A 20,164-nucleotide genomic window follows, 5' to 3' on the forward strand; every position below is an offset into this window, starting at 1 on the left:
TCAGCCAGTCGGTCAGTCAGTCAGGCGGACAGGCGGACAGGCGGACAGGCGAACAGGCAAACAGGCAAACAGGCAGCCAGGCAGCCAGGCAGCCAGGCAAACAAGTCCTCACGCACCCAGCCCGTCAGGCCGACAACGACCGCCGCACCGCCGCCGACGCATCGAGCGGCAACGCGACGACGGCCTCCAGCCCGCCGCCGTCGCGGTCGCGGAACGTGAGCGAGCCGCCGTGCTGGCGGGCGATCCGCTCGACGATCGCGAGGCCGAGGCCCGTGCCGCCCGCATGGCTGCGCGCGTTCGAGCCCCGGCTGAACGGCGCCTTGAGCCGTTCGAGTTCGGCCGCGCCGATGCCGCTACCGCGATCGCTGACCACCGCATACGCGATGCCGCGTTCGGCCCACGTGCGCACACCGAGGCCCGTCCGGCCGTAGACGACCGCGTTCTGCATCAGGTTCATCAGTAGCCGCATCACGCTGATCGGACGGAACGCGAACGCCGGCACCTCGCCTTCGTCGAAGTCGAATGCGTGGCCGAGCCCCGCGAAATCCGCGACGAGCTGGCCGATCAGCGCGTTCAGGTCGCTGGTTTGCGGCGCTTCGCGCTCGCCGCTGCCCGCGTAGTCCATGAATTGCTGCAGGATCGTATCGATCTGGTCCAGGTAATGCTCGGACGATGCGGTGAGCGCGTCGTGCGTGCCGCGCGGCAGCGCCATCGCGATCGCCAGGCGCAGCTTGGTGAGCGGCGTGCGGATGTCGTGCGACACGCCGGCCAGCATCAGCGAGCGGGTCGCTTCCGCCTGTTGCAGCGCGTCGGCCATCTGGTTGAACGCGCGGCTCACGTCGGCGATTTCGGTCGGGCCGTCGGTGGGCAGCGGCGGCGGGCGCTCGCCCGCGCTGACGCGCTGCGCCGCGCGCGCCAGGGCGTCGAGCGGCCGGTTCAGGTGGAGCTGGATCAGGTAGCCGGTCAGCGCCGCGAGCAGCGCCAGCCCGACCGACAGCACGAGCGCCGTCGTGATGCCGCTCGCCTGCGCGTCGGCGGCCATCGGCAGCGGCACCCAGACAGGCGAGCCGGTCACATGCAGGCGGATCCACAGGCGCTCGTCGTCGCCCGATTGCCAGCGCGCCGGGAGGTCGGGCGGCAGGTGGCGTTCGAGCGCCTGCATGAACACGTCGCGCTGCCAGGTGCGAAAGAAGGCCGCCAGGTTCGGTGCTTGCGGCGGCGCGGCGGGCGGCAGCGCGGCCTGGCCGCCGAACTGCGCGATGACCGCGCGGCCGGCGTCGGGCGGCAGGCTGGCGAGCGTGCGGTCGAGCAACTGCACGTAGTCGGAGAAGACGATCGAGGCCCGCTCGATGCGCGGGCGCTGCACGTAGTGCAGCAGCACGGTGAGCGAACAGGCGAGCGACAGCGCGACGAGCGCCACCAGCAGCGCGATGTTGCGCGCGAGCAGCGAGCGCGGCAGCGGGATGCACATCACGGCTCGATGCCGGCCACCAGCATGTAGCCGATGCCCCAGACGGTCTTGATGAAGCGCGGCTTGCCGGGATCGTCCTCGACGATCTGGCGCAGCCGCAGGATCTGCACGTCGACGCTGCGGTCGAGTGCGGCATGGTCACGGCCGCGCGCGCGGGCGAGCAGGTTCTCGCGGCTCACCGCGCGGTTCGGCGACGAGCCGAGCGCGTGCAACAGCAGCATCTGCGCCGAATGGATCTCGACGGGCGTGCCGTCGCGCATCAGTGTCTGCTGGCCGACGTCGAACGTGAATGCGCCGAAACGCAACCGCTGCGACGTGACCGTCGGCTCGCCGGCCGCCATCTTCTGCCGCCGCAGCAGCGCGCGGACGCGGGCCACGAGTTCGTCGGGGAGAAACGGCTTCGCCAGGTAGTCGTCGGCGCCCGTCTCGAGGCCGACGACCTTGTCCGCGGCGTCGCCTTTCGCGGTGAGCATCAGGATCGGCAACGTCTGGCCTTCGGCGCGCAGGCGGCGGCACACGCTCAGGCCGTCCTCGGGCTCCATCATCAGATCGAGCACCAGCAGGTCGTACGGTTCGCGCTGCAGCAGGCGGTCGAGCCGCTTGCCGTCGGCGACCGCGCGAACCTGGAAACCGTGGCCGGTCAGGAAGCGCTGCAGCATGTTGCGCAGCTCGGCTTCGTCGTCGAGCACGACGATCCTGCAGGACTGTTCCATCGCTTGCCTCCCGGTGCGTGCTCGGCCGGACTGTCGTGCGGGTTCAACGGGCCGCCATGCGCTGGCGCATGAAACCCGCGAGCTGCTCGAGCGTGACGTAGCCGTTGTGCTGCGTGTCGATTTCGTCGAAATGCTGCGCGACCATCGGCATGCCCGCGGCGGCCTGCTCGCGGGTGAGCTTGCCGTCGTGCGTCGTGTTCGCGCTGGCGAAGCGGGTCTGCAACTGCATCAGCGCACGTTCGACGCGTGCCGCGCCGTTTGCCGCGCCGGGCGGCACCTGCTGGGCCGACGCTGCTGCTGTGACGATACACAAAACGACGACGGCAATCAGCTTCTTGATGGACTTCATGGGGTTTCTCCTTGCATGGCCAGCGGTCTGCGCCGGCCGGGTGGTTGATGAAACGGATGGAAAACGAAACGAAGCAAAGTAAAGGGGCGCCGGCTTACGCCCAGTGCGCAGGCACCCACACGCGGCCAGCCCAGTGGGCGGGCACCCAGATGACGGCTCGCGGCGGGTGAGCGACATACACGGCGCGCGGGGCGACGTAGACGGCGCGCGGCAGCGGCGGCGCGAGGTACAGGACCTTCGGCGGCGGCGGTGCGACGTAGACGACGCGCGGCGCGGGCGTCACGACGACAGCCTTCGGCGGCGCAACACGTACGACCTTCGGAGGCGGCGCGACGACGACGGCGGCGGGCGGGGGCGTAACCACGACTGCGGCCGGTGCAGGCGCCGGTGCCGCGACAGCGACCGTTGCGACGGGTGGCGGGGTCGTCACGACCACCGCGGCCGGCGGAGGCGTCACGACGGACACCGGCATCGGGACGGGCACCGGCACCGTCCCGCCGGCGACGACGACCGCGCCGCCTGCCGTCGTGCTGCCGTGGATCACCGTTGTGCCGCCGGTCGAGACCGTGCCGCCGTGTACGACCGTGGAGCCGCCCGACGTCGTCACGACACCCGGCGCCACGCGCGTCGCGCTGCCGGAATGCGTGACGGTTCCGCCGTCGGTGCCCGTCACGGTGCCCGAGCGCGAGCAGGTCGAGCCTGAGCAATTCGTCGATGCGGTATGGCTGGCCGTGTTGCCGTTCGAACCCGTGATCGTGCCGCTCGACGAGTACTGGCCCGGGCCGTTGCGCGTCACATTGCCCGACGTCGTTGCGCTGCGGCCGTCCGAGCCCGTCAGCGATCCGGTGTGCGAGCAGGTGCCGTCCGCGCAGCTCGTGTCGCCGCTGTGTTCGACCGAGCGTCCGTTCGGGCCGACGGCCGTGCCGCTGTTCGAGAACTGGCCGGGTGCGGTGCGCGTGACGGTGCCCGTGTTGGTCGCGATACCGCCGCCGGGGCCGATCACGCCACCCGCATGCGAGCAGCTGCCGCCGCCGCACGAGCCGGCATGCGCGCCGTTGTAGGTGCCGCGCGGCGTGTACGCGGTGCCGTGGCCGGTCCAGCCGGCGAAGGCCGGTGCGCAGGCGAGGGCGAGGGCGGCGGTGGTGACGAGGAAGCGGGTTTTCATCGGGTGTCCTTGCGGTTCGTTTCGGGGCACGCAGCGGCGTGGCGACGGGACGAACTTTAGAGGCGATGACCCGCGCCCGTCGCGTCATAAAAGATGTCGCGGTGTTACACGTGTCGTGCTGTTTCGAGGTACGACGAATGTGCAACTCGGCCACGCGGATCGCGGACATGCCGCGCCGGGCAAGGCTGTTGGCGATCCAGCCGCGTGAGGGCCGGTGCCGTGGCGCGGGGGCCGAACGTGTCGTGCGCGGCGCGAACGTATGTCGCGGCGACATACGGCGACATATTTCCCGCCGGACACACTCACGCGCAGCCACCAACCGGCCCGGCGCCAGCCCGCAAGCGCCCGCGCCCGCCACGCGCCACTTGACGCCTTCCCCGCGACATACGGCGACATATTTCCCGCGTGGCCTTTCCGTACCGCGCCCACTACAGTGCGTTCCATTCGACGCGACGGCAGCCCGTGCAGCCGATGACGCGTCCGACTCAACCGAAGGAAAGGCCCATCATGCTCACCACTACAGGAAAGCTCGCGTACTACGTCACGCTCTTCATCGTCGCCGTCTCGCTCGTCGAGGCGGCCGTGCTCACCTGGCGCCGCGCCCGCGGGCCCGAACCGTTCGACTGGAACGAGGTGTGGCTGTCGCTCGCCGATCTCGCGGGCCGCAAGCTGCTCGCGCTGGTGCCGCTGTCGCTCGCCACGCCCCTGTTCGACCTCGCGTGGGCGCACCGGCTCTTCACGATCCCGCTCCACAGCGCAGCGCTCGCGCTGCTCGTGTTCGTCGGCCAGGAGTTCTGCTACTACTGGTATCACCGTGCGTCGCACCGCGTGCGGTTCTTCTGGTCGACCCATGCGGTGCATCATTCGCCGAACCAGTTGACGCTGTCGTCCGCATTTCGCCTCGGCTGGACCGGCAAGATCGCCGGCGCCGCGATGTTCTTCACGCCGCTCGTGTGGCTCGGCGTGCGTCCGGAAGCCGTGCTCGCGATCCTGTCGTTCAACCTGATGTACCAGTTCTGGCTGCACAACACGTGGATGCCGAAGCTCGGCTGGCTCGAATACGTGTTCAACACGCCGTCCGCGCACCGCGTGCACCACGCGTCGAACCTCGACTATCTCGATGCGAACTACGGCGGCGTGCTGGTCGTGTTCGACCGGCTGTTCGGCACTTATGTCGCCGAACGCGCCGACGAACCGTGCCGTTTCGGTCTCGTCACACCGACCCGCTCGCGCAATCCGTTCGTCGTCGAGCTCGAGCACTGGGCGAGCCTGGCCCGCGACATCGCCACGGCCCGAGACGCGTGGACCGCGCTCCGCTTCGTGATGCTGCCGCCGGGCTGGCGCCCGGACAACCAGGGCGAAACGACGGAGGAACTGCGCCGCCGCAGCCTCGTCGCCGTGCGCACGGATGCGTGAACGGCGCTACGCTGTGGCGCATTGCCGGTCTCGCACGCAAGCCATGGCCGGCATGACCCATGCAACCCGCATCATCAAGCAACCCTCGATCCAGGAGAAAACATCGATGGAACACGATTTCAAAGGCAAGGCAGTCGCGATCACCGGCGGATTCGGCCATCTGGGCGTCGCGACGGCCGCGTGGCTCGGCGAGCGCGGCGCACGCGTCGCGCTGATCGGCCGCGGCGCGGCCCCGGCGGCGCAGGCGCTGCCCGGCGTGCCGGCCGATGCGCTGCGCATCGGCGGCATCGATCTCGTCGATCCGCAGGCCGCCGCGCAGGCGCTCGATACCGTGCAGCGCGAATTCGGCCGGGTCGATGCGCTGCTGAACATCGCGGGCGCGTTCGTGTGGCAGACGATCGCCGACGGCGACGCCGCCACGTGGGACCGCATGTACGAACTGAACGTGAAGACCGCGCTGAACGCATCGAAGGCCGCGCTGCCGCACCTGCTGGCGAACCCGTCCGGGCGCATCGTCAACATCGGCGCGGGCGCGGCGTTCAAGGCCGGCGCGGGGATGGGCGCGTACGCGGCCGCGAAGGCCGGCGTCGCGCGGCTCACCGAGGCGCTGGCGGCCGAACTGCTCGACCGCGGCGTGACGGTGAACGCGATCCTGCCGAGCATCATCGATACGCCGCCGAACCGCGCGGACATGCCGGACGCGGATTTCACGCGCTGGGTCCGGCCGGAACAGATCGCGGCGACGATCGGGTTCCTGCTGTCGGCCGACGCGCAGGCGATCACCGGCGCGTCGATTCCGGTGACGGGCCGCGTGGCGTAGCGCGACGCGCAGGGGCTCGCGCCGCGGTCGGTCGTGCGTACAATGTCGCACCGGAAACGCGCGAGCCCAGCCTGAGACCATGCATCAGCCCAATATCCTGATCGTCGAAGATGAAGTGGCGATCGCGGACACGATCATCTACGCCCTCGGCACCGACGGCATGCAGACCGTCCATTGCACGCTCGGGCAGGCGGCGCTCGACCACCTGCGCGACACGCGCTTCGATCTCGTGGTGCTCGACGTCGGCTTGCCGGATCTCAGCGGCTTCGAGGTGTGCCGGCGGCTGCGCACGTTCTCCGACGTGCCGGTGATTTTCCTCACTGCACGGCACGATGAAATCGACCGGATCGTCGGGCTCGAAATCGGTGCCGACGATTACGTGGTCAAGCCGTTTTCGCCGCGCGAGCTGGCGGCACGGGTGCGCGTGATCCTGCGGCGTTTCTACCGGACGGCCGCACCCGAAGCGACACCCGTACCCGCGCCGGCTGCGGCCATCGCACCGGGTTTCACACTCGATACCGACGGCGCGCGCGTGTCGTGGCTCGGCCACGCACTCGACCTCACGCGCTACGAATTCGGGCTGCTGGCGCTGCTGATCCGCCATCCGGGGCGCATCTATTCGCGCGAACAGTTGATGGACCTCGTGTGGCACGAGGCATTCGATTCGGCCGACCGCACGGTCGACACGCACATCAAGACGTTGCGCGCGAAGCTGCGCGCGATCGACCCCGAGCGCGACCCGATCCGCACGCATCGCGGGATGGGTTATTCGCTGCAACCGTAACGACCGGCACCGCCCATGCATATCGGCCTGCGCATCTTCTTCGGCTTTTTCCTGATCGTCGGCCTGGCCGCGCTGATCACGCTGCGTGTGTTCGTGCAGGAAGTGAAGCCGGGCGTGCGCGAGGCGATGGAGGACACGCTCGTCGATACCGCGCAGGTGCTCGCGACGTTGGCCGCCGACGACATGGCGAACGGCCACATCGCCGACGGCGCGTTCGCGCGGCAGCTCTCGAAGCTGCACGAACGCCCGGTCAGCGCGAACGTGTGGGGCGTGCAGAAGAACGCGATCGGCTACCGTCTCTACATCACCGATGCGCACGGCATCGTGCGCTACGACTCGTCCGGAAAGGCGGTCGGGCAGGACTATTCGCGCTGGAACGACGTGTACCGGACGTTGCGCGGCGAGTACGGCGCGCGCAGCACGCGCAGCGATCCGAACGACGACAGCAGCACCGTGATGCACGTGGCGGCGCCGATCCGGCGCGGCAACGAGATCATCGGCGTGCTGACGATCGCGAAGCCGAACCAGACGGTCGCGCCGTTCATCGCGCGCAGCCAGCGCAAGATCATGCTGTACGGCGCGCTGCTGATGGGCGGCGCGATCCTGATCGGCGTGGCTTGCACGTGGTGGCTGGTGGTCGGGCTGCGGCGCCTGCAGCGCTATGCACGCGCGATCGCGGCGGGCGAGCGGGCCGACATGCCGCTGCAGGGCGCGAGCGAACTGGCCGAGCTCGGGCGCGCGGTGGAAAGCATGCATCAGCGGCTGGAGGACCGGCAGTACGTCGAGACCTACATCCATACGCTCACGCACGAGATGAAGAGCCCGCTGGCGGCGATCAGCGGCGCGGCCGAACTGCTGCAGGAAGAGATGCCGGTCGCGAACCGCCGGCGCTTCACCGAGAACATCCGCCGCCAGGCCGGCCGCCTCGAACAGATGATCCGCAAGCTGCTCGCGCTGGCCGAAGTCGAGCAGAAGCAGCGCCTGTCGGTGCGTGAGCCGGTCGCGCTGCGGCCGGTGCTCGAACAGCTCGTCGACGATCTCGAGCCGCGCGCGCGGCAGCGCGGCGTGAACCTGGCGATCGACGCGCACGACGCGGCCGCCCCGGCGGTTGTCGAGGGCGATCCGTTCCTGCTGCGCCAGGCGCTCGTCAACCTGCTCGACAACGCGCTGGATTTTGCGCCGCGGGGCAGCACGATCCGCATCGCGCTCGAACGGCGGCCGGCGGGCAGGGCGCAGGTCGCCGTCGTGCGCGTGGCCGACGACGGCCCCGGCGTGCCCGACTACGCGCTGGCGCGCGTGTTCGAGCGCTTCTATTCGCTGCCGCGCCCCGACGGACAGGATCGCAGCACGGGCCTCGGGCTGTGTTTCGTCCGCGAAGTCGCGATGCTGCACCGTGGCCAGGTCGCGCTCGCGAACCGCGACGAAGGCGGCGCGTGCGCGACGCTCACGCTGCCGTCGCCGGGCTGAGCGCGCTTCACGTTCGCCACACATTCGCTTCACACCGGCTTCAATCGCCCTTCACCGGGGCCGCTCATGCTGACCGTACCCTTTTACTCCGGTACCCGTCGGCCATGAATCGAGTCCTGTTGTTCAAATTCGCGATCACCGCGTTTCTCGCGCTGCTGATCCTGATTCCCCTGCAGATGGTGCAAAGCATCGTGCAGGAACGCGCCACGTATCGCAGGGATGCGCTGCAGAGCATCTGGTCGAGCTATGCGGGGCCGCAGACGGTGGCGGGCCCCGTGCTCGTCGTGCACTACACGGAAGTCACGCGCGTGCGCGACGATTCGCCGGCCGGCGGCGCGGCCAAGACGAGCCTGCGAAGCGAGACGAAGCGCCTGCTCGTGTTTCCGAAGACGCTGAACGTCGACGGCACACTGACGACCAGCGTCCGCTATCGCGGCATCCACAAGGCGCTGGTGTACGAGCTGGCGAGCCGGTTGACCGGCACGCTGCCGTTGCCGGACCTGAAGAAGCTGCCGCAAGCCGACGGCCATGTGAGCTTCAAGGTCGACGACGCTTATGTTTCGATCGGCATCGGCGACATTCGCGGGCTGACCGCGCAACCCGACCTGCGCATCGGCGGCGCGCGCTTCGACGTCGAGCAGGGCACGCGGCTGGACGGCCTGCGCCAGGGTGTGCACGCGAACGTCGATCTGGCGGCACTGGCGGACGCAAGCGCGGGGGCGGCCGTGCCGTTCAGCATCGACTTGCCGCTGCGCGGCGCGGATTCCGTCGCGTTCGCGCCGGTGGGCGACCAGAACGATTTCTCGCTGAAATCGACGTGGCCGCATCCGAGTTTCGACGGCGCGTTCCTGCCGAACAACCGCACGGTCGATGCGCGCGGCTTCACCGGCAACTGGCGCGTGACGTCGTTCAACACGAAGGCGCGCGAGCAGATCGCCTCCGGCGACGGGACAGGGGCGATCGAAATGGCGTCGGTGTCGGTGATCGAACCCGTGAACGTGTATCTGCAGGCCGAGCGAGCGACGAAGTACGGTGCGCTGTTCGTGATGCTCACGTTCGCGAGCTTCTTCATGTACGAACTCGTGAAGCGGCTGCGCATTCACCCGATCCAGTACGCGCTGGTCGGCCTGTCGCTCGCGCTGTTCTTCCTGCTGCTGCTGAGCCTGTCCGAACACATCAAGTTTGCTTATGCGTATCTCGTGGCGAGCGGCGCATGCATCGGGTTGCTCGCGTTCTACCTGTCGTTCGTGCTGCACAGCGTGAAGCGCGGCGCGGTGTTCGCAGTGCTGCTCGCGGTGCTGTATGCGGCGCTCTACGGGCTGCTGCTGTCGGAAGACAACGCGCTGATGCTCGGTTCGTTGCTGCTGTTCGCGATTCTTGCCGGCATCATGACGCTCACGCGCCGCGTCGACTGGTATTCGCTCGGTGCCGCGTGGCAGCCGCTGGGCGACAAGGCGGGTGCCGTGAAGCCGGGCGCGCAGGCGAAGTAAGCGCGCGGGTGGCGAGCAGGCGCGCCGGCCGGGAACGTCACGACCGGCGCGTCATGCGGCGCGATATCGCGCCGCCGATTCACGCACGCGATGCAGGCCGGCGAAACCGCGCCAGCGGAATCTCGGCAACGGCGGCGATCTCGATCAGCAGGTCGGGATGGTAGAGACGCTCGACCTGGACGGTCGTCGTCACGGGATAGGGCGCGGCGAAGTACGTCCTGCGGATGTCGCCTGCCTGCATGAAGGCATCGATGTCGGTCGCGTAGTGAACGAGCGAGATCACGTCCTGCATCTGTCCGCCGATCGCGTCGAGCACGGCGCGGAGGTTGTCGAGCGACTGCCGCACCTGCGTGCGCATGTCGCCGTGGCCGATCACCTGGCCGTCGCGGTCGAGCGCCACTTGCCCCTTCAGATGCGCGATCCGGCCATCGCCCTGAATCACGGCCATCGAGAACGCGCCGAACGGCGCCCAGACTTCCGGCGGATTCACGGCTTCAGCCATCGTGCGGCTCCTGTGGGGCGATGAGGCGGATGCGGCGGCAGGGTGGGCAGCGGGCGTCGCGATGGATCCGGGCCGAGCGCCTGCCGGAAACGCAATGAAAGCGGGACATCGACAGCGTCGCCGGGTTCGCCGACAATCGCGCCATTATGGATCAACGCCCGGCGACGCGTCAGCGACGCGACGGCGGCAACGACGACACCCCATGGACGATATCCGGATCATCAAGGATCTCGCGGAAATCGAGGGCACCACCTACATCGAACTCATGGGCGGGCCGTATGCGCGCAAGTGCTGGAATGAAGGATCGCTGTTTTTCAGGGAGGACGTCTTCGGCCTGCTCGAAGCGGCGATCGCGCGACAGATCCCGCAGTACGGTCATGACGCGTTCAACGGCATCGGTATGCCGGACTGGCTTCGGATCGTCGGCGAGCTGGACGACACGCGCAGACTGCTCGGCGACGCCGCGCAGCGAATGACGGCACTCGACCGGCTCGGCTTTGTGTTCTGTGTTCCGTGATTCGCGGCAGGCTTTCGTCGACCGTCTGGACGCGAGCTACGCCGAGCTTGCCGAGGTGATCGCCGGAATCGACGCATGGACGCGCGAGGTCCGGATTCGTCACGACCAGGTGACGATACTGGGGATATGACGCAGCATGGAATGGCCCGTGCGCCACGCATGCCGTGCAGCATCCGCTTATACTGAACCCGTCTCTTCATTCGATTTTCGCCGTGCCCGACACCGCCTCTTCGGATCCGTCCGTCGACGATCCCCGTCCGACCCCGCCCATCCAACCCGAACTGGAAGACTGCTGCAACAGCGGCTGCTCGCCTTGCGTCTTCGATCTCTACGACGAAGCACTCGCGCGCTATCGCGTCGAGCTGGCCGAATGGGAGGCGCGTCAGGCGCAACGCAAGCATCACGCGTAAGCCGGATGCCGGCGAGCGGCCGCAGCCGCACCGTTTCCGCGTCAGATCCTGCCGTCGCGACGATTCCCGTCGCGCTTACGTTGCTGCATGCAGCCGCCGATGCAGCGGCCCGAGCATGGCCGACAACGCGACGCACCCGAGCAGCACGGCCGTCAGCGCGAACATCGACGTCCTGAAGCCCTCCACATAATCGAGCGCGGCCGGATGCGCACCGAGCCGGGCGAAGAACACGCCGCCGAGCGTGGCCGCGCCGACGGCTGCGCCGATCTGCAGCATCGCGGTGACCATGCCGGATGCGACGCCCGCGCGCGCCGTGTCGACTTCCGCGAGCACGATCCGCACGACCGACGGCAGCACGAGGCCCTGGCCGATCCCGATCGCCGCGATTCCCGCGTAGAACCCGGGGCCCGGCGCGGCGGCGCCCGCAAGCGTGGCGGCCGTCGCGACGCCGGCCGCGAGCATCGCGAAACCGAGCGTGAGCACGCGATAGCCGCCGAACCGGCCGACGAGGCGCGGCATCAGCAGCGGGCTCGACAGGAAGCCGAGCCCGAGCGGCAGGATCGCGAGCCCCGACGCGAGCGGCGACCAGTTCAGGCAGCCCTGCAGGTAGATCCCGTAGCTCAGGAAGAACGCGCTCAGCGTATAGAACAGGAACGCCAGCACGAGCCCGAGCGCGACGACCGGGTTGCGCAACAGGCGCACGTCGAGCAGCGGATCGTGTCCGCCCGCGAGACGGCGCGCCTCGAGCGCCAGCAACGCGCCGAGCATGGGCGGCGCGCCGGCGAGGCACGCGACCATCCACAGCGGCCAGCCGGCCTCGCGCCCGTGCGTGAGCGGGTAGACGAGCATCAGCAGGAGCAGCGACAGCAGCGCCATGCCCGGCACGTCGATGCGCTGGCCTTTCGGCGGCCGGCTTTCCGGGATGAAGCGCCAGCTGCCGATCAGCGCCAGGATGCCGATCGGCAGGTTGACGAGGAAGATCGCGCGCCAGCCGAGCCCGAACGGATGCAGGCTGATCAACGCGCCGCCGCCGAGCTGGCCGATCACGGCCGCAAGGCCGAACACGAAACCATAGAAACCCATCACGCGCACCTGCTCCTGCGGGCTGAACACGCTGCGGATCGTCGCGAGCACCTGCGGCGCGAGGATCGCGGCGAACAGGCCCTGCAGCACGCGGCCGCCAACCAGCACCACGCCGCTGCCGGCGAGCCCGCACAGCGTCGACGCGACGACGAAGCCGGCCATCCCGATCATGAACATCCGCTTGCGGCCGTACAGGTCGCCGAGCCGGCCGCCGGTGATCTGCACGACTGCGTTCGCGCACGCGTACGCCGACACGACCAGCTGCAGCTCGGCCGGGCGCGCGCCGATGCCGTCACGGATGGCCGGCAGCGCGAGATTCACAATGAAGTAGTCGAGCGGCGGCAAAATCGCGCCAACCAGCAGGACCACCAGCGCCCAGCCGTGGTGGCTGCGCGGCGTCGCCGCGGCGGCCGTGCCGGCCGGCACGCAGGGAGCAAGGGTGTCGTTCGTCATGGAAGCAGATCCGAAAGAATGAGTGCCACGTTCAGACGGACGCGACGCCGGGCGCGCCGGTTCGGCCGTGGACGGGCGATCGACCCCCATTCTGGTGGGTGTCGACGAATCGGAAAAGCGGGAATTGGTGGTAGCATCCATCGGGTAACTCGATGGTTGGAGAATGACGATGCGCGGTTTCGACCTGGATCAGTTGCGTACTTTCGCAGCGGTCGCGGACGCCGGCAGCCTGACGGCCGCCGCGCCGTTGCTGCACCTGTCGCAGTCGACGGTCAGCGAGCAGGTGCGCAAGCTCGAATCGCGCGCCGGCGTGCCGCTGTTCGTGCGCAGCAAGCGCGGGGTCGAGCCGACGCCCGCCGGTTCGCGGCTGCTGCAGCATGCGCGGCGCATCGTCGCGCTGAACGAGGCCGCGTTCGACGAAGTGCGCGGGCAGGCGATCAAGGGCGAGCTGCGCGTCGCGATCACCGATTACTACCGGACCAACGAAGTCGCGGGCCTGCTCGCGCGGCTGCGGGAGTGCTACCCGCAGCTGAGCCTGCACGTCAGCGCGATGAAGAGCGCGGATATCGAGGCGGCGCATGCGCGCGGGCAAGTCGATCTAGGCGTGGTGATGAACCTGTCGAGCGGGCCGTTCCGACCGGCGTCGGCCGATACGCGCTGGGTGCTGCGGCGCGAGCCGCTGTCGTGGGTCGCGTCGCCGGCGCTCGCCGAGCAGTTGCCCGAGCCGCTGCCGCTCGTGCTGTTGCCGGACGACTGCATGATGCATCAGGTCGCGGTGCGCTCGCTCGACGAGCAGCACATGCCGTACCGGCTCGTGCACAGCGCGTCGGGGGTGGCCGGGCTGCAGTCGATGCTGGCGGCGGGGCTCGGGGTGGGCTGCCTGTGCGCGTCGGCGATCGGCGAGGGCATGATGCGGCTCGGCGCGAAATTTCGTCTGCCGCCGCTGCCCGACGCGGTGTTTTCGCTGACGCCGCCGATGCCGGGCGAACGCGAAACCGTCACGCAGGCGCGCGAGGTGCTGTCGCGGCAATTGCTGATGTAAAACCGCGCCGCACGACATGCGGCAGCGCGTAACTGAGAGGCGCGCCAGGAGACAAAAATGAACGACGAACTGCAACGCCAGATGGCCGCGAAGCTGCAGGATGCGCTGGAGCGCGTGGTCGACGAACGCTCGCTGATTCATTTCCTGCGTGTGCTCGGCCACGACTGGAACAAGGAGCGGCAGCTCGAGGCCGACCTGCCGCCGTCGCCGTACGCGCGTGCCGCGCTCGGCTGGGAAAACCGCTCGATCGGCGAGTACCTGGAAGCGATGGTCGACTGGGCCGAAGCGTCGGAGGAAGGGCTGCGTTTTTACGCCATGCCGGACAATCCGTGGCGGCGCATGGCGGACATCCTCTTTGCCGGGAAAATCTACGAATAGCGCCGCTCGGGCGATGCATTCGCTTCGTTCGTGTCCGCCGCCCCGAACCGTCTATTCGACGATTTCGCCATTCACATACGCACGCAGCCCGTCGGCCAGCGCGTCGAACACCGCGCGGCAGCGCGGGCTCGACCGCTGGTCCTCGTGCATCACGACCCAGGTTTCCAACTGCATCGCGAGCCTGTCCGCCAGCACGCGCACGAGCCGCGCGTCGCGTTTCGCGAGCCCGCTCTGGCAGAAGCCGATCCCGTAGCCGGCGCGGATCATCGCGAGCTGCGCGAGGTTGCTGTCGGTGCGTAGCGAGAACGCATCCCGCTTCCACTGCGGCATGCTGCGGCTCGCCGAACGGATGAACGGCGTGATCGTATCGAAGCCGATCAGCACGTGATGCGCGAGTTCGTCGACCGTCTCGGGCGTCCCGTTGCGCGCCAGGTAGTCGTCGCGCGCATACATCCCGACTTCGATCGCGCCGACGCGCCGCGCGACGAGCGCCTCCTGCGCGGGCGGCGCCATCCGCACCGCGATGTCGGCCTCGCGGTTCAGCACGTCCTGGATGCGGTCGGTCGGCACCAGTTCGATGACGAGCCCCGGATGGTCGCGCCGCAATTGCGCGAGAATCGGCGGCAGCACTTCGACGGCGATGACGTCGCTGGCCGAGATCCGCACGATGCCGCGCACGCCGGCGCCGTGGCTCGCCGCCGCGCGTTCGAACGCGGCCGCCGCGCTACGCAGCGCCTCTGCATGACCGCGCAGCGCGAGCGCCGCCTCGGTCGGCAGCAGGCCGGACGGTGAGCGCGTGAACAGCGTCTGACCGAACGCGGCCTCGAGCGCCGCGACATGGCGGCCGGCGGTCGGCTGCGTGATGCCGAGTGCGCGCGCCGCGCCGGACAGCGAGCCTTCCGTCAGCACGGCGAGGAAGGTGCGGTAGCGCTCCCAGTTCAGATCGGTGGTCATACATAAATGTATAGCTGATCTATCAGGTTAGGCAATTCCTTGATAGCAGAAGGCGCGCCAGAATGTGGGTCATCACGGTTCATTCAAGGAGAGCGCAATGACGACCCACGCAGGCGGGACGCAACGACAGGCACTCGTGCTCGGCGCGAGCGGCGGGATTGGCGGGGAAGTCGCGCGGCAGTTGCGCGATGCGGGCTGGCAGGTGCGTGCGCTCAAGCGCGGGCTCGACGCCGAGGTCGTGGAGCGCGACGGCATCGCATGGATGCGCGGCGACGCGATGGACCGCGACGCGGTCGTCCGGGCCGCGCGCGGCTGCAGCGTGATCGTGCATTCGGTGAATCCGCCGGGCTACCGGAACTGGGCCGGGCAGGTGCTGCCGATGATCGACAACACGATCGCGGCGGCGAAGGCGGAGCGGGCGACCGTCGTGCTGCCGGGCACGATTTACAACTACGGCGCCGATGCGTTTCCGGTGCTGTACGAAGATGCGCCGCAGCATCCGTCGACGCGCAAGGGCGCGATCCGCGTCGAACTGGAGCGCCGGCTTCAGGATGCGGCCGCGCAGGGCGTTCGCACGATCATCGTGCGCGCCGGCGATTTCTTCGGGCCGAAGCTCACCGGCAACAGCTGGTTTGCGGCGGGGTTCGTCAAGGCCGGGCAGCCGGTTGCGGCCATCAGCGTGCCGGGGCGGGACGGCATCGGGCATCAATGGTCGTATGTGCCGGATGCCGCGCGCGCGATGGTCGAGCTGATCGAGCGGCGCGACACGCTGGAACCGTTCGCGCGCTTTCACCTCGGCGGACATTGGGATGCGGACGGCACGCAGATGGCGGAGGCCGTACGGCGCGTCGCGCAGCGGCACGGGCTGCGCCCGACGGTACGCAAGTTCCCGTGGTGGTTCGTGTGGGCCGCGGCGCCGTTCGTCACGACGCTGCGCGAATTGCTCGAAATGCGCTACCTGTGGCGCGAGCCGATCCGGCTCGACAACACGCGGGTGACCGCGGTGCTCGGCCGTGAGCCGGTGACGCCGCTCGACACGGCGGTGGAGGCGACGCTGGCGGGGCTCGGGTGTCTCAAGTGAGCAACGGCGGTCGCGAACGCAATCGCGTTCTGCTATGATCCGCGCTCCCTTCCTCGACGCTGCTGCAGGAAGGTACCCACGACCGCCGCAAGGCCGGAGGTCGCGTCGTACCTTTTTCATTTTCAGCAGCGATGTCTACTTTTCCTCGCTTAAAAAAGGCCTTGCAACGGCAAGGCATCCATGTCGACTATCACGCCGGCATCTATCACCTGCGCAATGAACTGACGCAGGCGTCCGTCCTGTTGCCCGATTCGCTCCCGCTCGAGGAGAAGGCCGTTCGGCAGTTGCTCGCGTTCGCGGCAGTCCGTTCGCCGGATGGCCATCAGGGTGTGTGCAAGGCGTGCGCGACGCCCGATTTTCATCCGGGCGGCGTCGCGCCCGTCGGCTCGATCGTCGCGACCGACGACGCATTCGTGATTCCCGCCGCGATCGGCACCGATATCAATTGCGGGATGCGTCTCGTCACCACGGGCCTCAAGCGGTCGGCGCTCGCGCCGTACGAGACGGCGCTCGTCGAGCGGCTGACGCGCGCGATTCTCGCGGATCGGCGCGACGTGCCCGTCGCCAGCGACGCATTTCGCGCGCTGTTCGATGCGGGCCCGGCGGCATTCGTCGATCGCGTCACGCCGCAGGGGCTCTGGCAGCACGTCGACCGCGACCGGCTGATCGACGAGCTGGCGTCGTGCATCGGTCTCGACCGGTTCGACGGCAGCGCGAAATATGCGCCGGATGCCCACGTCGGGTCGCGCGAGGTATTCCGCGATCCTTGCCTCGGCACACCCGGGTCGGGCAATCATTTCGTCGAACTGCAGGTGGTCGACGCGGTGTTCGATCGGCATGCGGCCTACCGTGCGGGACTCGCGAAGGACGATGTCGTCGTGATGATCCACAGCGGTTCGCGCGATGTCGGTTTCTACGTCGGGCGGCGCTGGATGGACCGGGCGCGCGCGGCGTGGCCGGCAGGCGTCAGGCATCCGGAAAGCGGCCTGTACGGCCTTTCCGGCGAGCTGGCACGCGAATACCTCGTCGCGATGGGCACAGCCGCGCGCTATGCGTGGCTCAACCGTGTCGTGCTTGCCGAGATGGTGCGCAAGGAACTCGCGGAACTCACCGGCGAGACCCGCTCGGCCCTCGTGGTCGACGTGCCGCACAACGTCGTGCTGCGCGAACACGGGATGAACATCCATCGCAAGGGGGCGACACCCGCTCGCGACGGCGACCTCGCGCTGATTCCCGGATCGATGGGCGATGCGTCGTTTCTCGCGACCGGGCTCGGCCATCCCGACTGGTTGTGGTCATGCAGCCACGGTGCCGGTCGCAGCGTGCGCCGCCAGGCGGTGCGGCGGATGCGCACGGAGCAGGCGCCGGGCACGTGGCGCTGCGTCACGCTGCGCGACGAGCGCCGCATCGAGGAAGCGCCGGAAGCCTACAAGCCGATCGGGCCCGTGATCGATGCGCAGGAGCAGGCCGGCCTCATTCGCAGCGCGGTCCGGCTGAAGCCATGGATCACGTTCAAGGCGTGACGGGCGGCGGCGTGCTCCGTGGCCGCCGCTGTCGCTTGCGCCAGGGCCGGCGATACACCGTTCGTCTAGCCGTGCCTCGGGCTGCGCCCGGGCACGGGAAGGCGTCACGGCGAACCGACGCACTCGCGGCGCAACAATTTTCCACATACCGGGGCGCGTCCGATGAGCATCATGGCGGTCAACGTCGAAATAGCGAAAACGGGGGCGCAATGCTGCATTTCGGATGGAAAGTGTCGGTTGCGGGCGCCATGATGTTCGCATTGAGCGGGTGTACCAACCTGGTTGGCGTCCTGTATTGCGGCAACTCGCAGTTCGACTTTCCGGACTATCACTGTTTTCAGCCCTACTAGCAGCGGCATGGGCGGCGACAGAACGCTGTCGCACCCGTGTTCCGCGCCTCGTGCTTCGTTACGCCACGACCGGCAACACCTCCACTGCATAGCGGTGCCGAAGGCTGCGCCCGAGCACCGGATCGTGCAGTTCCATCTCGAACGCATCACCGTCGCCCATCGCCGCGATTGCGCCATGCACCGCCACCGTGCCGCCATACATCGCGCCGCGCGCGGGCACCGTGCGGCGGCCGTCGAAGCGCTGCCACAGCACCTCGGGCGCCAGCAGGCCACTCACCGTGCCGTGCTGGTAGGCCGACCGCTCGCCATCGCGCGAGATCAGCCACGAACGCATCTCGATCGCATCCCAATGATTCGCGACGTCCGCGTAAAGCCACGCGTCGTGGCCGAGCGGCTTCGCGCATACCTGCTTCGACACGGCAACGCCGTAGGCCTCGACCTCGCGATCCGTATGATCGGAGCCGACGGTCACGAGCGTGCCGGCCGGGCTGTCGACCAGCACGCATTCGATTTCGCCGCCCGAGCGCGCACCCAGTACGCCGATCGACGGCGCCTGCGTGAGCAGCGCGGCCGACACGCGATAGAAGCAGGGCGTGGTCGACGGCGGTGCAACGCCGAGCGCCGCGAGTTCGTCGATATGTGCCTGGATCGCGGCCGGATCGCGGCCGGCCCAGCCGGCGATCACGACGCGCTCGATCTCGACGTCGACGGTGGCCGGCGCGCGTTGCCGGGAAATCACGTTGAACGACAGGGTTGGCATGCGGGTATCCGTTTGAAGTGCGAAGGAATGAAGCGGCTGGCGGCGACGCTCAATCAGCGAGCGGCTCGTGTGCGGTTTCGCGTGCGACGAGGAGTGCGGCCGACGTGACGACGAGCGCGGCGGCCACGTACAGCGATACGGCCGTCGTCGTGCCTGTCTGCCGGAACAGCGTGGCGATCACGAGCGGCGCGAAGCCGCCGCCGACGATGCCGGCGAGCGTGTACGCGAGCGACGAGCCCGCATAGCGCACGCGGGTCGGGAACTGTTCGGTCACGAACGCGCCCTGCGGGCCGTACATCACCGCGTGGATCACGAGGCCGATCGCGACGGCCGCGACGATCGCGACGGGGCGCGCCGAATCGAGCAGCGCGAAGAACGCGAACGCCCACACGATGCCGGCGAGCGCGCCGGCGAGATACACGGGCCGGCGGCCGAAGCGGTCCGACAGCGCGCCGAAGAACGGCACCGCGAGCGCGTTGCAGGCCGTGCCGATCATCACGGCCGTCAGTGCGACGGGGCGCGACAGGTGCAGCACGGTCGTCACGTAGGTGAGCGTGAACACGACGATCAGCGCATACAGCACGTCCGAGCCGATCCGCGATCCGCCCGCGATCAGCAGGCGCTTCCAGTGGAACTTCAACACGTCGGCGACGGGCACCTCGGCGGTCGCGTGCGATTCGGCGAGTTGCTCGAACTGCGGCGTTTCATCGACGCCGCGCCGCAGCCAGAACCCGAACACGACGAGCAGCGCGCTGGCCGCGAACGGCACGCGCCAGCCCCACGACAGGAAATCGCCCGATGTGGTCGACAGCGTCACGAGCGCGATGCAGCCGGTGCCGAGCAGCGTGCCGAACGACGGGCCGATCTGCGTCCACGACGCGGACAGCCCGCGCCGCTTCTGGTCGCCGTGCTCGACCGACAGCAGCACCGCGCCCGCCCATTCGCCGCCGAGCGCGACGCCCTGCACGAAGCGCAGCGCGACGAGCAGGATCGGGCTCAGGATGCCGGCTTGCGCATAGGTCGGCAGCGCGCCCATCAGCGCGGTCGTCACGCCCATCAGCACGAGCGTGAGCATCAGCACCGCGCGGCGGCCGATGCGGTCGCCGAGATTGCCGAACACGAAACCGCCGAGCGGTCGCGATACGTAGCCGACCGCATAGGTCGAGAACGCGAGGATCGTGCCGGCCAGCGGATCGACCGACGGGAAGAACAGGTGATTGAAGACGAGTGCCGCGAGCGTGTTGTAGATCGTGAAGTCGTACCACTCGAGCGACGTGCCGATCATGCTCGCGGTCGCGAGTCGGCTGTTGCGGACGCGGTGGGGCGCGTGGGCGGCGGGCTGGGCGAGAGTGTTCATGGTGTCGGGCATGTCGTGGCGGGAACGGGGTCAAGTGCCGGGCCGATTCGCTGGCGTGCATCGCGCCTGCGGTGCGGCC

The 20,164-nt window shown here is 68.9% G+C and carries 20 protein-coding genes; 11 read left to right on the plus strand and 9 right to left on the minus strand.

The window, feature by feature from the left end:
• Positions 1-124: 124 nt before the first annotated feature.
• From ACPTTC_RS22700 to ACPTTC_RS22715, 4 genes are all read right to left on the minus strand, one after another.
• The gene (locus ACPTTC_RS22700) at positions 125-1,471 is read right to left on the minus strand and encodes an ATP-binding protein (RefSeq protein ID WP_423393995.1); all 1,347 of its coding nucleotides are present in this window, start codon (positions 1,469-1,471) and stop codon (positions 125-127) included.
• Positions 1,471-2,184 (minus strand): response regulator, encoded by a 714-nt coding sequence (locus tag ACPTTC_RS22705; protein ID WP_034198023.1) that lies wholly within the window; start codon positions 2,182-2,184, stop codon positions 1,471-1,473. The genes ACPTTC_RS22700 and ACPTTC_RS22705 overlap by 1 nt, the downstream gene beginning before the upstream one ends.
• 43 nt (positions 2,185-2,227) lie before the next feature.
• Positions 2,228-2,524: an EF-hand domain-containing protein gene (locus ACPTTC_RS22710; RefSeq protein ID WP_423395700.1), complete on the minus strand. Its 297-nt coding sequence runs from the start codon at positions 2,522-2,524 to the stop codon at positions 2,228-2,230.
• 103 nt (positions 2,525-2,627) lie between these two features.
• Positions 2,628-3,698: a hypothetical protein gene (locus tag ACPTTC_RS22715; protein ID WP_423393996.1), complete on the minus strand. Its 1,071-nt coding sequence runs from the start codon at positions 3,696-3,698 to the stop codon at positions 2,628-2,630.
• A 507-nt stretch (positions 3,699-4,205) separates the two neighbouring features.
• Here ACPTTC_RS22715 and ACPTTC_RS22720 point away from each other — a divergent pair.
• The 5 genes from ACPTTC_RS22720 to creD all read left to right on the plus strand — a co-directional run bounded on the left by ACPTTC_RS22720 (position 4,206) and on the right by creD (position 9,675).
• Complete coding sequence (locus ACPTTC_RS22720) at positions 4,206-5,114, plus strand: sterol desaturase family protein (protein ID WP_423393997.1); 909 nt, start codon at positions 4,206-4,208, stop codon at positions 5,112-5,114.
• Positions 5,115-5,220: 106 nt separating this feature from the next.
• Positions 5,221-5,934 (plus strand): SDR family NAD(P)-dependent oxidoreductase, encoded by a 714-nt coding sequence (locus ACPTTC_RS22725; RefSeq protein WP_423393998.1) that lies wholly within the window; start codon positions 5,221-5,223, stop codon positions 5,932-5,934.
• Positions 5,935-6,013: 79 nt separating this feature from the next.
• Positions 6,014-6,718, plus strand: coding sequence for a two-component system response regulator CreB (gene creB / locus ACPTTC_RS22730; RefSeq protein ID WP_423393999.1), 705 nt, complete (start codon positions 6,014-6,016; stop codon positions 6,716-6,718).
• A 15-nt stretch (positions 6,719-6,733) separates the two neighbouring features.
• Complete coding sequence (gene creC, locus ACPTTC_RS22735; RefSeq protein ID WP_423394000.1) at positions 6,734-8,185, plus strand: two-component system sensor histidine kinase CreC; 1,452 nt, start codon at positions 6,734-6,736, stop codon at positions 8,183-8,185.
• Between the two features lie 104 nt (positions 8,186-8,289).
• Complete coding sequence (creD, locus tag ACPTTC_RS22740) at positions 8,290-9,675, plus strand: cell envelope integrity protein CreD (protein WP_423394001.1); 1,386 nt, start codon at positions 8,290-8,292, stop codon at positions 9,673-9,675.
• A gap of 79 nt (positions 9,676-9,754) precedes the next feature.
• Here creD and ACPTTC_RS22745 read toward each other — a convergent pair whose 3' ends face one another.
• Positions 9,755-10,177, minus strand: a complete 423-nt coding sequence (locus ACPTTC_RS22745; protein WP_423394002.1) for a RidA family protein — start codon at positions 10,175-10,177, stop codon at positions 9,755-9,757.
• A gap of 94 nt (positions 10,178-10,271) precedes the next feature.
• Here ACPTTC_RS22745 and ACPTTC_RS22750 point away from each other — a divergent pair, with 94 nt between their 5' ends.
• Together ACPTTC_RS22750 and ACPTTC_RS22755 are read left to right on the plus strand one after the other, a co-directional pair.
• A complete protein-coding gene (locus tag ACPTTC_RS22750; protein WP_423394003.1) occupies positions 10,272-10,694 on the plus strand; it encodes a hypothetical protein in 423 nt (140 codons plus the stop codon).
• Between the two features lie 212 nt (positions 10,695-10,906).
• The gene (locus ACPTTC_RS22755; RefSeq protein ID WP_423394004.1) at positions 10,907-11,104 is read left to right on the plus strand and encodes an oxidoreductase-like domain-containing protein; all 198 of its coding nucleotides are present in this window, start codon (positions 10,907-10,909) and stop codon (positions 11,102-11,104) included.
• A 75-nt stretch (positions 11,105-11,179) separates the two neighbouring features.
• Here ACPTTC_RS22755 and ACPTTC_RS22760 read toward each other — a convergent pair whose 3' ends face one another.
• On the minus strand, positions 11,180-12,640 hold the full coding sequence (locus ACPTTC_RS22760; protein ID WP_423394005.1) for an MFS transporter: 1,461 nt from the start codon (positions 12,638-12,640) through the stop codon (positions 11,180-11,182).
• Positions 12,641-12,809: 169 nt separating this feature from the next.
• On the opposite strand from ACPTTC_RS22760, the gene ACPTTC_RS22765 reads away from it, so the two are divergent.
• A complete protein-coding gene (locus ACPTTC_RS22765; RefSeq protein ID WP_423394006.1) occupies positions 12,810-13,682 on the plus strand; it encodes a LysR family transcriptional regulator in 873 nt (290 codons plus the stop codon).
• Between the two features lie 57 nt (positions 13,683-13,739).
• Positions 13,740-14,060: a DUF7660 family protein gene (locus ACPTTC_RS22770; protein WP_423394007.1), complete on the plus strand. Its 321-nt coding sequence runs from the start codon at positions 13,740-13,742 to the stop codon at positions 14,058-14,060.
• A 51-nt stretch (positions 14,061-14,111) separates the two neighbouring features.
• On the opposite strand, the gene ACPTTC_RS22775 is transcribed toward ACPTTC_RS22770, so the two are convergent.
• The gene (locus tag ACPTTC_RS22775; protein ID WP_423394008.1) at positions 14,112-15,014 is read right to left on the minus strand and encodes a LysR family transcriptional regulator; all 903 of its coding nucleotides are present in this window, start codon (positions 15,012-15,014) and stop codon (positions 14,112-14,114) included.
• A gap of 97 nt (positions 15,015-15,111) precedes the next feature.
• On the opposite strand from ACPTTC_RS22775, the gene ACPTTC_RS22780 reads away from it, so the two are divergent.
• Both ACPTTC_RS22780 and ACPTTC_RS22785 read left to right on the plus strand, forming a co-directional pair.
• Entirely contained in the window at positions 15,112-16,095 is a 984-nt protein-coding gene (locus tag ACPTTC_RS22780; protein ID WP_423394009.1) for an NAD-dependent epimerase/dehydratase family protein, read from the plus strand.
• Positions 16,096-16,226: 131 nt separating this feature from the next.
• A complete protein-coding gene (locus ACPTTC_RS22785; RefSeq protein WP_423394010.1) occupies positions 16,227-17,618 on the plus strand; it encodes an RtcB family protein in 1,392 nt (463 codons plus the stop codon).
• A gap of 408 nt (positions 17,619-18,026) precedes the next feature.
• Here the strand turns inward: ACPTTC_RS22785 and ACPTTC_RS22790 are convergent, their stop codons facing one another.
• Both ACPTTC_RS22790 and ACPTTC_RS22795 read right to left on the minus strand, forming a co-directional pair.
• On the minus strand, positions 18,027-18,728 hold the full coding sequence (locus ACPTTC_RS22790; protein WP_423394011.1) for a DUF2848 domain-containing protein: 702 nt from the start codon (positions 18,726-18,728) through the stop codon (positions 18,027-18,029).
• Positions 18,729-18,777: 49 nt separating this feature from the next.
• On the minus strand, positions 18,778-20,097 hold the full coding sequence (locus ACPTTC_RS22795; RefSeq protein ID WP_423394012.1) for an MFS transporter: 1,320 nt from the start codon (positions 20,095-20,097) through the stop codon (positions 18,778-18,780).
• Between the last annotated feature and the right edge of the window lie 67 nt (positions 20,098-20,164).

This window comes from Burkholderia mycopellens (genome assembly GCF_964265025.1).
GTDB lineage: Bacteria > Pseudomonadota > Gammaproteobacteria > Burkholderiales > Burkholderiaceae > Burkholderia.